The organism is Winogradskyella sp. ABM4_392, from assembly GCF_056160445.1.
Genome location: NZ_JBSWXE010000001.1, coordinates 185,547 through 201,521, shown reverse-complemented (window position 1 = coordinate 201,521; position 15,975 = coordinate 185,547). Strand labels below are relative to the sequence as shown.

10 protein-coding genes are annotated in these 15,975 nt (G+C 34.4%); 6 read left to right on the top strand and 4 right to left on the bottom strand.

The window, feature by feature from the left end; all coding sequences use genetic code 11:
• The first annotated feature begins 71 nt into the window (after positions 1 to 71).
• A complete protein-coding gene (locus ACXAFS_RS00720; RefSeq protein ID WP_475304647.1) occupies positions 72 to 1,211 on the top strand; it encodes a cystathionine gamma-synthase in 1,140 nt (379 codons plus the stop codon).
• Between the two features lie 9 nt (positions 1,212 to 1,220).
• Here ACXAFS_RS00720 and ACXAFS_RS00715 read toward each other — a convergent pair whose 3' ends face one another.
• Positions 1,221 to 2,024, bottom strand: a complete 804-nt coding sequence (locus ACXAFS_RS00715; RefSeq protein WP_475304646.1) for a THC0290_0291 family protein — start codon at positions 2,022 to 2,024, stop codon at positions 1,221 to 1,223.
• Positions 2,025 to 2,243: 219 nt separating this feature from the next.
• On the opposite strand from ACXAFS_RS00715, the gene gdhA reads away from it, so the two are divergent.
• From gdhA to ACXAFS_RS00695, 4 genes are all read left to right on the top strand, one after another.
• The gene (gdhA, locus tag ACXAFS_RS00710) at positions 2,244 to 3,587 is read left to right on the top strand and encodes an NADP-specific glutamate dehydrogenase (RefSeq protein WP_475304644.1); all 1,344 of its coding nucleotides are present in this window, start codon (positions 2,244 to 2,246) and stop codon (positions 3,585 to 3,587) included.
• Positions 3,588 to 3,706: 119 nt separating this feature from the next.
• Positions 3,707 to 6,079, top strand: coding sequence for a type IX secretion system anionic LPS delivery protein PorZ (gene porZ, locus ACXAFS_RS00705; RefSeq protein ID WP_475304643.1), 2,373 nt, complete (start codon positions 3,707 to 3,709; stop codon positions 6,077 to 6,079).
• A gap of 1 nt (position 6,080) precedes the next feature.
• The gene (gene recO, locus ACXAFS_RS00700) at positions 6,081 to 6,800 is read left to right on the top strand and encodes a DNA repair protein RecO (RefSeq protein ID WP_475304641.1); all 720 of its coding nucleotides are present in this window, start codon (positions 6,081 to 6,083) and stop codon (positions 6,798 to 6,800) included.
• A 24-nt stretch (positions 6,801 to 6,824) separates the two neighbouring features.
• Positions 6,825 to 9,260, top strand: coding sequence for a TonB-dependent receptor plug domain-containing protein (locus ACXAFS_RS00695; protein ID WP_475304640.1), 2,436 nt, complete (start codon positions 6,825 to 6,827; stop codon positions 9,258 to 9,260).
• A gap of 56 nt (positions 9,261 to 9,316) precedes the next feature.
• On the opposite strand, the gene ACXAFS_RS00690 is transcribed toward ACXAFS_RS00695, so the two are convergent.
• Entirely contained in the window at positions 9,317 to 13,864 is a 4,548-nt protein-coding gene (locus tag ACXAFS_RS00690) for a choice-of-anchor D domain-containing protein (RefSeq protein WP_475304639.1), read from the bottom strand.
• A gap of 106 nt (positions 13,865 to 13,970) precedes the next feature.
• Here ACXAFS_RS00690 and ACXAFS_RS00685 point away from each other — a divergent pair, with 106 nt between their 5' ends.
• Entirely contained in the window at positions 13,971 to 14,441 is a 471-nt protein-coding gene (locus ACXAFS_RS00685) for a regulatory protein RecX (protein WP_475304637.1), read from the top strand.
• Positions 14,442 to 14,556: 115 nt separating this feature from the next.
• On the opposite strand, the gene ACXAFS_RS00680 is transcribed toward ACXAFS_RS00685, so the two are convergent.
• Both ACXAFS_RS00680 and ACXAFS_RS00675 read right to left on the bottom strand, forming a co-directional pair.
• The gene (locus tag ACXAFS_RS00680; protein ID WP_475304636.1) at positions 14,557 to 15,042 is read right to left on the bottom strand and encodes a DUF6646 family protein; all 486 of its coding nucleotides are present in this window, start codon (positions 15,040 to 15,042) and stop codon (positions 14,557 to 14,559) included.
• A gap of 56 nt (positions 15,043 to 15,098) precedes the next feature.
• Positions 15,099 to 15,959: a cupin-like domain-containing protein gene (locus ACXAFS_RS00675; RefSeq protein WP_475304635.1), complete on the bottom strand. Its 861-nt coding sequence runs from the start codon at positions 15,957 to 15,959 to the stop codon at positions 15,099 to 15,101.
• Positions 15,960 to 15,975 lie beyond the last annotated feature (16 nt).

Below are 15,975 nucleotides of genomic sequence, written 5' to 3'. Positions count from 1 at the left end.
ATTTGTTATGCCTTAAAGAATCTTGTTTCTGTAAAGTTACCACGATTAAGATAAACCATTTAGAAATTATAATGAAATTTAACACAAAAACTATTCACGGAGGTCAAAAGCACGATGCAGCTTATGGATCTGTAATGCCACCAATCTATCAGACCACTACATATGCTCAAACATCACCAGGTAATCATAAAGGCTATGAGTATTCTCGAACTCACAATCCAACAAGACACGCTCTTGAACAATCCTTCGCAAGTTTAGAAAATGGAAATTTCGGGCTGGCTTTTGGTTCAGGATTAGCGGCAATAGACGCAGTTTTAAAATTGTTAAAGCCAGGTGATGAGGTAATTTCTACTGATGATTTGTATGGTGGTACATACAGGCTTTTTACTAAAATATATGAGGATTTTGGAATCAAGTTTCACTTCATAGGAATGGGTAATGTAGATAAAATTGAAAAATATATAAATGAAAAGACCAAACTCATTTGGGTTGAAACTCCAACTAACCCAATGATGAATATCATTGACATAAAAGCTGTTTCAGAAATTTCTAAAAAGTATAATCTGTTATTAGCTGTAGATAATACGTTTGCAACTCCATACCTGCAACAACCATTAGAGTTGGGAGCTGACATTGTAATGCACTCAGCTACTAAATATTTAGGAGGCCATAGTGATGTGGTAATGGGTGCTTTAGTTGTTAGAGATAAAGAATTAGCAGAGAAGCTATATTTTATTCAAAATGCAAGTGGAGCCATTTGCGGTCCACAGGATGCTTTTTTGGTTCTTAGAGGTATAAAAACATTACATGTTAGGATGCAGCGTCATTGTGAAAATGGTAAAGCGGTTGCTGAGTTTTTAATGAATCATCCAAAAATTGAAAACGTATACTGGCCAGGCTTTGAAAATCATCCTAATCATGACATTGCAAAATCGCAAATGAAAGATTTTGGTGGTATGGTTTCATTTACCACAAAGGGAAACAATTATGAGGAAGCTATTAAAATAGTTGAAAACCTCAAAATCTTCACTTTGGCTGAGTCTCTAGGAGGAGTAGAGTCTTTAGCTGGTCATCCTGCAAGTATGACACATGCAAGTATACCAAAAGAAGAACGAGAAAAAACAGGAGTAGTAGATTCCTTAATTAGATTGAGTGTTGGAATAGAGGATAAGGAAGACCTTATAAACGATTTAAAACAGGCAGTTAGTTAATTCTCAATGTTAATCTAAGTAGTAAATGTAACCAAAGTTTAGCCAAAGGTTCCAGTCATTAGCTTTGTTTGATGGAAGTTTGTGATTTAATCCATCAATAAAATCATCAAAATAGTATTGCCATCTTAATTCTACAAATAAGTCAGACAGTATTGTAAGTTTGTAACGAGTTCCTACACTGGCAACTACAGACCATGTTGAACCAGATTCCGTACTTATAAAAGGTTCATTATTAGAGACATCATTCCAATAGCTGTAATAATTAAAATTATTTTGTGGATTACCATCGCCATAAGTTGTTTCAACATCTGGATTAAAGGATACAAAATGAGCACCAAGGGCAGCAAACGGAGCAAAAGAATAGGCACCAGCCGAAAAAGCTCTAATACTTCTTGGGAAGTATTCTAATTGCATACCTATATCCCAATTTTGAGCCTCGCCTGTATGAGCTCTTAATTGATCTGCTTGGACGCTATTTCTAGCATCATCTACCCACTTTCCAAAATGCTCTAGAGGAGTTTTATTCCAGGAAATTTCACTTCTAATTTTAAAATGGTCGTTAAAATAAGTATCCGTTGTATAACAATTACAGTCGGCTCTGTAGGCAAAGTTAATGTAGTGAACTATCCCTAGGGCAATACCAGTGTTACCAGAATTGGTTTCAAAATCATTTCTAACACCAAAGTCAGATTGAAACGCAACCGCTCCTATAAATGCACCTATTTCGTGTGAAAAACCCAATTGGGCAGAAGAAGTTTGAATTGTAAATATCAACCCAAACAAGATTATTAGTTTATTAATATGTTTTGCCATATAACACTTATGATTAAGCGGTTGCCGAACAAATATATAAAAACTCGACGAACTACAAAATAAAACGGATAAAATGCAAATTTCTTTTAGGGAGAAGAATTTTATTACAAAATCTAAATATTTAAAAAATAATTGAGAATATAAAAAAAATAAGGCTTTATTTTTAAAGATAACGTATCTTTGCGCCCTATAAATCACAATTTCTTAACAATTTTTTATATGAAAGATAAAATTGAAGCTTTTTTAGATCTTGTAAGAGAGCGAAATGGGCACGAACCTGAGTTTTTACAAGCGGTTCAAGAAGTAGCTGAGACAGTTATACCTTACATTGCCAAACATGATATCTACAATGGCAAAAATATTCTTTTGAGAATGGTAGAGCCAGAAAGACTAATTTCGTTTAGGGTAAGTTGGGTAGATGATTCAGGAGAAATACAGGTAAACAGAGGTTATAGAGTTCAGATGAACTCTGCAATTGGTCCATACAAAGGTGGATTGCGTTTTCATCCTACAGTAAATGCTAGTATTCTTAAGTTTTTAGCATTTGAGCAAGTATTTAAAAATAGTTTAACTACACTACCAATGGGTGGTGGTAAAGGTGGTTCTGATTTTGACCCTAAAGGAAAATCAGATAACGAGATTATGCGTTTTTGCCACGCCTTTATGACTGAATTGTACAGACACATCGGACATAACACAGATGTACCAGCAGGTGATATAGGAGTTGGTGCAAGAGAGATTGGTTTTATGTTTGGTATGTATAAGAAATTGAACAATACATTTACAGGTGTTTTAACAGGTAAAGGACAATCTTGGGGTGGATCTTTAATTAGACCAGAGGCAACAGGATACGGTAACGTTTACTTTGCTGAAAATATGTTAAAGACTAAAGGAGATTCTTTTGATGGTAAAAAAGTGGTTATTTCTGGTTCTGGTAATGTAGCTCAGTTTGCTGCAGAAAAAGCTATTGAGTTAGGCGCTACTGTGCTTACGCTTTCTGATTCTGGCGGATATATTTACGATGAAGATGGTATTGATACAGAAAAGTTACAGTTTGTAATGGATCTTAAGAACAATAAGAGAGGCAGAATTAGTGAGTATGTTGATAAATATCCTAATGCTAAATATTTTAAAGGAGAAAGACCATGGTCTGTTAAATGCGATATTGCTTTGCCTTGTGCAACTCAGAATGAATTAAATGGCGAAGAAGCAAAATCATTAATAAATAATGGTTGTATTTGTGTGTCAGAAGGTGCTAATATGCCATCAACACCAGAAGCTATTCATGAGTTTAACAATGCAAAGATTTTATTTGCACCAGGTAAAGCATCTAATGCTGGTGGTGTAGCTACCTCTGGTTTAGAAATGAGCCAGAACTCACTACGTTTAAGCTGGACAAGAGAAGAGGTTGATGCAAGATTAAAGGATATCATGGAAGATATTCATGATTCTTGTGTTGAATATGGTAAGAATGATGATGGTACAGTTGACTATGTTAGAGGTGCTAATATAGCTGGTTTTGTTAAGGTTGCTGATGCAATGTTAGCTCAAGGAGTTATATAATTAAAAATTCAAAATATAAAAAAGCTTCCATTAACAAATGGAAGCTTTTTTTGTTACATATTATATGATTAGCGTAATATTATCGTTAGTATTAAATATATTTGAGCAAACAATTTATAATGCGTAAAACTGTTTTTAGACTTTTACTTTTCTTTTTTGGTTTATCCTTTCATATAGACGCACAAGATTTTTCTGCATTATGGCAAGCACATTTCTCCTATAATGATATTGTAGATGTTGTTAGTGGTACTAACAAGATATATGCTGCAGCACAAAATGCAGTGTTTGAATATGATACTTTAACCGAAGAAATAACTACAATAACAACTGTTGAAGGACTTTCTGGTGAACAGATCACTACTATCCTTTATAGTGAAGAATTTCAATATCTAGTTGTTGGTTATGAAACAGGCCTTTTAGAAGTATATTCTGAAACCGATAACTCGGTATTAACTGTTGTAGATATTTTAGAGAAAGAAAATATTACACCAGCCAATAAATCAATTAATCATCTTTATGAACATCAGGGTTTTGTTTACATTTCTACAGATTATGGTGTTTCCGTTTATGACTTAGAAAGATTAGAATTTGGAGACACTTATTTTTTAGGTAATGGAGGATCACAAATTATAGTTAACCAAGTTACAGTATTAAACAATGAGATTTTTGCAGCTTGTTCTAGTGGTAATGGTTTAAAAAAAGGGGATTTAAATAATCCCAATCTTATAGATTTTGCACAATGGCAAACGGTTTTAGGGGGTAATTTTGTTAGTATTAATACTATTGCTGATAAAGCATATGCGGTAAGAGCAAATAAAGCTCTATTTGAAATTACAAATACCAGTTCTCAACAGTTATTATCATTACCTTTTTTGCCAAAGGATACCGAAGTCAATAATAATTTTTTAATCATATCCTATTTTAATAGTGTTGAGGTATTTGACGAAACAGCAGCACTTACTGGAAGCTATGTAACAAGCGAGGATTATAATAACACACGTTTTACCTCAGCAACCATAATAAACAATGAGATTTTTATAGGATCTGAAGATTTCGGAGTTCTTAAGACTGTTATTGGTGATGAGTTTAATTATACAGATGTAAAACCAAACGGACCTTTATTTAATGAAATATTTAGGCTGAATGCTGAGTCTGAAGTTGTATGGGCTAGCTTTGGGGACTATACAGAATCTCTTAGCCCTTCACCTGCAAGAAGTAGAGGATTGAGTTACTACATGGATGATGTTTGGCAAAATATTCCATATGATAGTGTATTGGGTGCAAAAAATCTTTCTGAGATTTCAGTTAACCCTTTCAATCCAAATCAAGTATTTGTAAGTTCATTTAGGGATGGTTTATTAGAAATCAACGATTTTCAACCTACGATACTTTATAATGAGGATAATAGTGGTTTAGAGTCTATAGCAAATAGCTCCACAACCATTAGAGTTTCTGCATCTATTTTTGATAGAAATGGTGTATTGTGGTCTTTATCATCTCGCTCACCGAACCCTTTAAAGTCTTATGATCCAAATTCTAGTATTTGGCAAGGCTATGATTTCTCTTCCATCATTGAGGATGCTCTATTAGATGAGTTTGGCTTCTTTGATGTTGCGATTGACAATAATGGAACAAAATGGATAGGAGGTTATTCTAATGGGCTATATGCTTATAATGAGAATTTACCTGATCCCTTAAAAAATATCTCATCAGAAGAACAAAACCTACCTTTTCCAAGAATTACAGCTTTAGAAATTGATAATCGAAATCAATTGTGGGTAGGTACGTTTTCTGGATTAAGGGTGCTGTTTAATACATCAGGGTTTTTCGATGATCCAAATCCTACATTGAATTCTATCATAATTTTAGAGGATGGTATTGCACAAGAGTTGCTTGAATCTCAGACCATCTCAGATATTGAGGCTGATGGATCTAATAATAAATGGGTTGGTACAGTAGATTCGGGTGTGTTTTATTTTTCGCCAGATGGACAGAATACTATTTATCATTTTACCAAGGATAATTCTCCGTTACCATCTAATCGCATTACTGATATTTCTTTGGATCCAAATAATGGAATTGTATATATCGCTACAACTAAAGGTATGCTTTCCTTCAGAGCTGGTGGCTCAAAACCAGAAGAAACACTAGAGAATGCTTTTGTATATCCAAACCCTGTACGACCAGAATACAACGTACTTGGGTTTAATGACTTAAATGATATTAATAAAGGAATTAAAATTAGTGGATTAACAGAAAACGTAAATATTAAGATTACAGATATTGAAGGCAACCTTGTTGCAGAAGCTCAGTCTAATGTAAATTTAAGATCATCTAGTGCTAACTATAACTTTGCTGTAGATGGAGGTACTGCAGTATGGAATGGTAAAAATCTAGCAAATACTATTGTTAGAACAGGTGTGTACTTAGTAATGATATCAGATCTAGATTCGTTTGAAACAAAAGTTCTAAAGGTTCTTATAGTGCGATAAAATGCTTACAAAAAACCATGGCATTGTTCTTTCAAAATTGAGATATAGGGATAATGACCTTATTATAAAATGCTACACTAAAGAGCGTGGAATTGTAAGCTATCTTCTGAGAGGGGTTTTAAAATCTAAGAAAGGGAGTAGTAAGACCATTTATTATCAAGCGTTATCTCAACTCCAATTCGAAGAAAATTTTAAATCTAACAGATCGCTTCAAGGAATAAAAGAAGCTAAGTTTAGTTACATATATCGTAGTATACATACTAATATATATAAAAGCTCTATTGTATTATTCCTTTCAGAAGTACTCTCTAATGCTCTAAGGGAAGAAGAAAAAAATGAAGCACTTTTTAATTATCTCGAAATAGCTTTCCAATACCTCGATACCTCAGAAAGGTTTTCAAATTTTCACTTATTATTTTTGCTGAAACTCACTCGATATCTTGGGTTTCAACCCGAAGATAAAAATTTAGACTTACCTTATTTTAATTTAGAATCGGGAATTTTTGAGTCTAACAATCACAGTATTTATTCAATTTCAGGACAAAGTTTAACATTGTTAAAACAGCTATTAGGCACAAATTTTGATGCATTACACAGTATTAAAATAAGTGCAAAACAAAGACAAGAGTTTTTAAATGTGTTATTGCATTATTTTGAATTACATTTGGATGGATTTAAGAAACCGAAGTCATTACAAGTGTTAAATGAAGTGTTTCATTAAGCCAATTATTACGCAAAGATTTTAATGAAGATGTATATAAAACTAAAATGTAATATCATTTTTAGTATCCTTTTGTGCTTATGCTTCCATAGTACATTTGCCCAAACCATAACAGTTTTAGAAGAAGGCACTAAACAGCCTATTTCTGGTGTTTCATTATACAATTTAAAGAAAACCAAATACGAGGTTACAGACTTTGATGGTAATGCTGTTTTAGATAAGTTTAATGATAGAGAGGTTATCTATTTTCAGAACCTCTTATATGAAAAATTAGAGATAAGAAAGTTTGAAATTTCTCAGAATAACTTCATTGTATATTTAAAACCAAAAGTAGAAGGTCTTAAGCAAATAGTAATCTCAGTATCTAAGTTTGAGCAAAGTAAAAAAGATATTCCGCAATCTATTGTTGCTGTAAATGCTAAAGAAATTGCCTTTGCCAATCCGCAAACCAGTGCAGACTTACTAGATAATACAGGTAATGTATTCATTCAAAAAAGCCAAATGGGAGGAGGTAGCCCAATGATTCGTGGTTTCTCTACCAATAGATTACTTATTTCTGTCGATGGTGTCCGTATGAACAATGCTATTTTTAGAGGAGGTAATTTGCAAAATGTCATTTCTATAGATCCTTTATCAATTCAAAATACTGAAGTCACTTTAGGAGCAGGATCTGTAGTTTATGGAAGTGATGCCATTGGTGGTGTTATGAGTTTTTATACTAAAAAACCACAATTATCATACAAAGATGAATCAATAATTAGCGGTAATGCCATGTTGCGTTATGCAAGTGCCAATAATGAAAAAACGTCACATATCGATTTTAATTTAGGCTACAAAAAATGGGCTTTTTTAACCAATCTTAGCTATACAGATTTTGATGATTTAAGAATGGGAAGCCATGGGCCTGAAGATTATTTAAGACCAGAGTATGTTATTAGGCAAAATGGGCAAGATGTTATTATAGCGAATAGTAACCCAAAGCTACAAGTGCCAACAGCATATAGCCAAATCAACTTTATGCAAAAAGTAAGGTATGAGCCCAGAGATAATCTAAAATTTGATTTAGGTCTATTTTTTACCACAACATCAGACTATCCAAGGTATGATAGATTGGTGAGGCCAAGAGGTGAAACTTTAAGGTCAGCAGAATGGGATTATGGGCCACAACGCTGGTTTATGAGTAATTTTCAGGTTACTAAAACAAGCAGCAGTTCTAATATTTATGACAAAATCCAAGCAACCCTAGCTTTTCAAAACTTCAAAGAAAGTAGAAAAGACAGAGATTTTCAATCTGTAATTCGCGAAGTAAGGGAAGAGCATGTAGATGTTTTATCTTTTAACTTAGATTTAGAGAAAAAATTAAGTCCTAAGACAACAATGTCCTATGGATTAGAATATTTGTTTAATCGTGTAGGCTCTGAAGGATTTGAAGAAAATATTGAAGCCAACACGAAAGTCCCAAATGTAACACGCTATCCAGATGGTGCAACATGGCAATCTTTGGCAGCTTATTCGAGTTTAAAATATAAGCCTAACTCTAAATTTGTATTTCAGTCGGGTTTAAGATATAATCAAATTATTGCTAAGGCAGATTTTACCGCTAATAATAACTTTTTAAATCTTCCTTTTAACGAAACTAATATCAATACGGGAGCACTTACAGGTACTGCGGGAATTACATGGTCACCAAGTAATATGATACAATGGAAACTAAACGCCTCAACAGCTTTTAGAGCACCTAATATAGACGATATTGGTAAGGTGTTTGATTCTGAACCAGGTTCTGTTGTGGTGCCAAATAATAATTTAAAGCCTGAGTATGCTTATGGTGGTGAGTTAGGTTTAAGATTAAATTTTGACAATAAAGTTGTACTGGATATGGCAACATATTATACCTTCTTAGATAATGCACTCATAAGAAGAGATTATGATATAGATGGCGAAACCGAAATAGTTTATGATGGTGAATTGAGTACAGTACAAGCTATACAAAATGCGTCTAAAGCTTGGATTTATGGATTTGAAGTTGGTGCTGAAGTTAATTTTTCTAAAACATTAAAACTACGCTCTCAGTATAATATTATTGGAGGTACAGAAGACAACAACGGAGTAGAGGTGCCAATAAGACATGTAGCTCCAAATTTTGGAAGAACACATCTTATCTGGGAAAAAGACAAATTAAGTTTTGATGCCTATTTAGTGTATAATAATGAATTGTCTTTTAATCAATTAGCGCCATCTGAGTTGTCAAAGGATTACTTATATGCTAAGGATTCTAATGGTAACCCTTATTCACCTTCTTGGTATACTTTCAATTTAAGAGCGCAGTACCAATATAAAGATAAACTGACACTAACAGGAAGTATAGAAAATATTACAGACCAACGCTATAGACCATATTCTTCTGGTATTTCTGCAGCAGGTAGAAACTTAATTATAGCGATACAATATGCCTTCTAAAAGAAAAAGACCTCAATTAACAGAGGTCTTTTAAGTATGTTATGTTTTATATTATGCTATCGTTGTTTTATCGCTTTTTTGCTAATCACCTGTCCGTTAGATAGTGTAATTTTAGCAATATAGGCTGCTTTACTCAGCTTAGATAAGTTGTAAACTTCAATAGAATCATTTCCGATTAAATTGTAAATACGTCTTCCTAATACATCTAAGATTTCTACATGCTCTATGGTGTATGGTGCATTAACTTTTATCTGTACTTCTCCATTGTTAAGTTCGGTGATGATAAGATCGTTAGAGGCTATAGTATTATCATTTACTGATAGTGCTTCAGGTGTAAATACAATTTCAAAACGGTCATTAAATTCTCCTTGATCAGCTGTAAAATTATAATCAGCCGTTTTCAGATTATGGATAATATTTAAGTCATAATCAATGATAAAAATATCATTTCCACCCATAAAAGCACCTTCAGTTGTATGAATTGAAATGGTATAGATGGTTGCTTCTTCAATGCTAGTACTGAATCCTAATGGAATAACTTCATCAATATTTAAACTGTTAGGATTTTTCCCTTGAATAGCAAATTTTTTGTCACTAGATGAATCTAAAGTAGTATATATACCAGAGTATAAGTCAGTTGATAGATTCTTATAAGCATCGTAATACATACCATCATCATCATCAGTTGCTCCATCTACATATGCTACTAAAACTTGATTGAAAACACCATTGTCTGAGGTTAGATTTAACCAAAGCTTATTGTATTGAGCGGTTCTAAAGAACTGATTGTTATTTCCTGTTACACGCATGCTGTTATTGAAAACAACATCTGTTGTCATTATAGTTCCACTATGTACTGAAGCTGTAGCTCCATCATCCATTGATACAAAGAAGCCTTGGCCAGAAGGAATGTACCTATTAGGTATAACTCCATCTCCACCTGCCGTCTGTCCAGAACCATTTATAATAGCATAATCACTTTGCGCGTAATTTTCGTTCTCGTTACCATTTGTGTTTCCATCTGCAGCGGTATTATGAGACCAAAAGAATATGGCACCATTTGTAGCACCTACAGTTTGGTCTATACTGGCATTAGCCGCTAAAAATAAGTCTGCATCTATAGCAGAAGGGTATGGATTGCCAATAAAATTCCAGTTGTTATCATTTAATTCGGCATCATTTCTGTAAATAGGAATATTGTATATACCATTATTAAATGGACCCTCGAAAGTGTATAAAAATCTCGAAGGCACAAAACCTGTAGGACTATGCATCGCAGCAAATCCTATACCTGGCGACATAACAGTTGCTCCATTTGCAAACTGCCAATCGTTTCCGTCATCATCAATATCGTCTTGACCAGGATTTGTAGTATTATCATTATTAGACTCCTGTGTAGAGTCTCTAAAATTGGCACCATTAAATGAATATATTCTACTTGTAAAAGCCTCAAAAAGACCATCACTAATAACTTCATTAGCAACTGGTGAGCTCCAATAGGTATATTCTAAATAAGACGCTAAAGGAGCAGTCTCTTTTTCTACGCTAATTTTTGTTTTATCCGTTAGTACATCTCCTCCAACAGTAGCTGTATCGTTAATTTGAACAAAAGAGCCATCGGTTTTCACAACTAAGTTACCGTCAACGGTTAAATCATTCTCTACTAATACGTAGGTGTTGTTTTCAATAGTTAGTGTATTTCCAGAATTAACAGTACATTCACAAGCCTCAAAACTAGTTTCAACACCTCCTGTAGCTGTATCATAATCACCATCAATTATAACAATGGCATTTGTTGTTGGCATTGTGTCAATAGCTGTACCATCATTCCATGTCCAATTAGTTCCATCCCAAGTTGCTGTGCCGTAACTGATTTTTATGGCATTAGAAGCGGTGAAACAGGTTGCATCGTCTTCTCTTACTTGGCAATAAAATTGAAAATCTAATACACTATTAGGATCAGAAATTATTAAATCTGGAGATGCTGGAGTTGTGGTATAAATTCCGCCATTAGATATGGCTTGCCAACCAAGACCTGAATTTGCAGGATCATAAGCATACCAATAATATGCCAAAGGATTACCAGTAACAAAGCCTTCTGTTGCAGAAACTGTAACTGTAACTTCATTACATGCAGTTGTTGTACTAGATATGTTATTGAATGTAGGAGGCGTTCCTGTTGAGAAATCATATGTACCAATATCGCTATAGTCTACAGGAGTAAAGGCATCCCAATCGGTTGGGTTCCATGTTGTATCTCCATAAGTGTTTGGTGCAGTGATACCTGAGTTTTTTCTACGATATGTGTAGTCTTTCGAAGCTATTGTAAAGGCACTACCAGATGTGTCTCCCCATACATCGACCCAATTATTAGTAGGTGTATAATACAATCGAATATTATCGTCTTCATTAATACCACTAGCATTATCTGATTGGTCATAACCGTGTGTTGCATGAAAATCTGTAGCATTAGTACTTCCGAAGGCTAGAACAAAAACATCGTTATTTAAAACAGAACCAGTAAGAGGGATGGTACTGGTAGCAGTTGTAGCACCATTGTTATGAATTCTAATTTCGTAATCTGTAAGGTCAATCGTAGCACCTGTTCCATTGAAAATTTCAACGTAAGAATGTGAACCAGTTCCATGGTCAGTAACTTCGCTTATGAATAGATCTAAGGGTGTTGTGCCAGAACTGCCTTCACAGCTAGAAATCTGTTGGTCAATTACTGTAAATAGATCAGAACTTACACAACCCAAATCATCATTAATCTCTAAGCTTCCTGTTGATGCGCCAGAAGGGATGGTTACCTCTAACTCTGAATTTGAAATTACAGTAACTGTAGCAGAAACACCATTAACAGTAGCTGTAGTAGAGCCTCCAAAATTAGTAGAGCTTGTAGTAACGTTTACTATGGTATTAACAGGTCCATTATCTGGTAAAAATGTTAATGTTCCAGCAGCACAGTCTCCATTTCCTTGTACGTTAAAGGTATATGGGTTTTCATCTGCATCATTACTCACAATAGTAATTGTAGCAGTACGCAATCCTACACCATTTGGCGAAAATGTGATTTCAAAATCTACTTCAGTACCTGGTGATACCGTTGCTGGACTTGGGTTCAGAGACACTGAAAACTCTGTAGGATTAGAAGATGTTATGCTGGTTAAGTTTACGTCAGCAGAACCTTCACTACTAACATGAAATGTTTTTGGGGCAGAAGAGTTACCAATAACTGTTGCTGCAAAAACAGTATTATAACCAGCGTTAGCTGCAGCCCCATTAGGAATAGAGGTGCCTGTATTTCTCTCTATGTCAATCTCAGGTGCATAATAGGCACAAATATTAAAAGTATCAAAGTCATTGTTGTTGTATTCCCAAACACGTGCATAGATTGTTGAGCCAGGTGTTAATCCAGTAGCATTAATCAAAGACATGTTTCCAGTTCCTGAATCATCATCACAGTCTATAAGAGTTAAAGAACCGCAAGTTCCAGAATATAATGCCAAACCAGAATCTGTAATACCTCCATTAGCAGAAGTTTCTACAGTTATAGACCCACTAGCAGGAACCGTAAGGTTAAACCAAACATCACCACCAGAATATGCACCACAACCTGGATCTGCGACTCCACTATCGGTAGCACCAACATTTGTAAAAGATTGGTTAACACATGAGGTATTAACAGGTAGTGTTACAGAAGTAGCACAAGTATCGTAAAAATCATTGTCAAGTATTGTTAAAGTGTGTGAAGTGGTAGAGCCTAAAGAAGCTGAATCACCACCAGTAGGACTAGAAAGATTTAAAATCACGGTTTCATCCCCTTCAATAATACTATCATCGTTAGAAATATAGATTGTTATACATTGGTCTGCACTACTGTTTGCAGGAAACGTTAAAGTTTGTGGAAATACAATAGCAGCTGGTATACCAGCACCATCATCATAATCTGTTCCGTTGGTTGCAGTTGAACCACCATCTAAGCTAATATCTACAGTGGTGGCAGCAGTAGTTGAGGGATTGGTTATACTAACACATACATCTATAAAGGCACCATCCTCAGTTAAGGTTGATGTGGGAGCGTCAAACTCAATGTAAGTATTCGTTGAAGCGGATGTCCAAGAAATATCATCAATTACAATTTGTCTATCTCCAACTGATCTAAACTCTATTAGAACTGCACCGGTTTCATTGGCTGTAATTGTTCTAGTATATGCAGGTCCTTCAGCAGCTAAAGTATAATTGTCATATAAATTGCCATTTACATACACTTCAACTGTTCTTTCAGCAGCTGTACCGCCAGTAAAGTAAGATCTTATACTGTAAGTTAGATCTCCAACACCATTGGTATTCGAAGTGGCTGATGCTAATCGTGTTCCATGAGAAGTTCTACCAAAACCAATCGAAGTGCCAGTAATATTATAAGTTGATGTAACCGTTCTAGCTCCATCATATGTCCAAGTAACACCGCTATCACCAACGTATGAGCCGTTACCATAGCTACCAGTTGGAGCATTTAGATTTGTAAAAGTTTCAGAGCCTTGCCCAAACCCTATGTTTAAGGCAAAAACAAGTAGTGTGAGGAGTAAGTAATTCTTTTTCATAGGGATTAAGCTTAACCATTAACCAGTTTACAAATGTAATTCAAAAATACCTAATTAACAGGTAGTTATACATTGTAAAATATTAACAAATTGTTATTTTCGCTAAATGAACCTACAAAGCACCTATACTGTCGATGAAGCGCAAAAAAAACTTGAAAATTACTGCGCTTATCAAGAACGTTGCCATAAAGAAGTAAGGGCAAAATTAAAGGATATGAAAATGATTCCTGAAGCTATAGATAAAATTATAGTGCACCTTATTGACCATAATTTTCTAAACGAAGAACGGTTTGCTAAAGCTTTTGTGCGTGGAAAATTCAGAATAAAAAAATGGGGAAGAAGCCGGTTAATAAGAGAATTAAAGTTTAGAGATATTTCTAAGTATGCTATTGATGTGGCTCTAAGAGAAATTGATGAAGCGGATTATTTTGAAACCTTAGACGAACTGACCCAGAAACGTATAGCACAGGTTAAGGAAAAAAACATCTACAAGAAAAAGAAAAAAGTTGCAGATTACTTGCTCTACAGAGGTTGGGAAAGCCATCTTGTTTATCAAAAACTCAATGAATATTTATAAAAAAAGCCTTTTCAGATATAAGAAAAGGCTTCTTGTATTTTGTCATGCTGAATTTATTTCAGCATCTCATTTCTGTAGCGTCTCAGATTCTGAAACAAGTTCAGAATGACAATAGTTATAAATTAAAACTTGCACCAATATTAAATGTAAATTGGTTGTAAAATAAATCGACGTCCGCATCATATTTTGCTAGTGGGAAAGCAGCTTCAGTGTAAATCCCAAATCCTTCAGAAAAGAAATAACGAGCACCAAGATGTCCGCCAAAATTCTTTAAGCTAAGACTAAGACCAGGGTAAAAATCAAAATTAGGGTCAATATCTATAACATTACCAAGGTTGGCATTAAATCTTGCTTTTAAGTCAAAACGATCTCCAAAATCAGCAACATCAGCTATTACATCATCAACACCTAAAGCATAAGAAGACGAAACACCTACAGATATATTATCTCCTAAACCATAGTCGTAAGTTAAATTAATGCCAGTTGCTTCATCCTGAAAGTTAGCACCAACTTGAAATTTTTGGTCTCCTTTTCCTTCAAAAGCCTGAGCGTTTCCAAAACTAAATAATAACAATGCTGCTATTAATACAATATTTTTCATGATTTGAGTTTTTTAAAAATGTGCGCAAATATACAAATAGATTGTATGTCAGAAAACTAAACGTAAGGCTTTGTGTTTGTTATCGCCTTTTCATTTTTCCAATCAATCCATTTCTGACCTCTTAGACGTCGCATTACATTATCATAATTACGCATTAAAAATATGTTGTAAAGTGCTTTGCCTAAATTTTTAGGATTACGTGCAATAGCACGTAAACTCATAGAAAAACCAGGTGTAAGATAACGCATATAATGCCAGTAACCTTCTGGCATGTAGAGTACTTCACCATGGTTAAGGTTACAAACCCAACCTTTAGCATGCTTTAATGCTGGCCATTTTTCAAAATCTGGATTGGCAAAATCTATATCTTCTCTTGTTATTAAAGAATGAGGTACTTTATATAAATACTTGTTCTGCTTTTGGTCGAATAAGATGCATTGTTTTTTACCTTCAAAATGAAAGTGAAAGATATTCGCCAAATCAATATCATAATGCATAAAGGTGTACGAATCTCTACCACCAAAGAACAGCATTGGTAAGCCTTTCATTAATCGTAATCCAAAGTCTGGATAGCTAAAATCGTTTTGAAGTTGAGGAACTTCTTTCAAAATATTCCAAAGAAAAATCCTGAATTTTGTAGGCTCACGTTTTAGAAGATCTACATAGTCGCTCATTTTCATTTTAGCATGAGCTTCGTTAAAACCATCTTTGTAATCTACAGGTCTATCGTCGTAAAGCGGAACTGTTTTGTCTCCTGCAACGTCTTTCATGTAGTCTAAACTCCATTTAGAGTAGGCAGGCCAATCTTCAATAAAACGCTCAATAACCACAGGCTTTTGTGGCTTGAAGTAATTTTTAATAAAATCTTCTTTCGTAATTGTCTTTACGCGAGGTATGTCTTGAAGGTCTAATTGCAACGGTTAAAACTTTAGA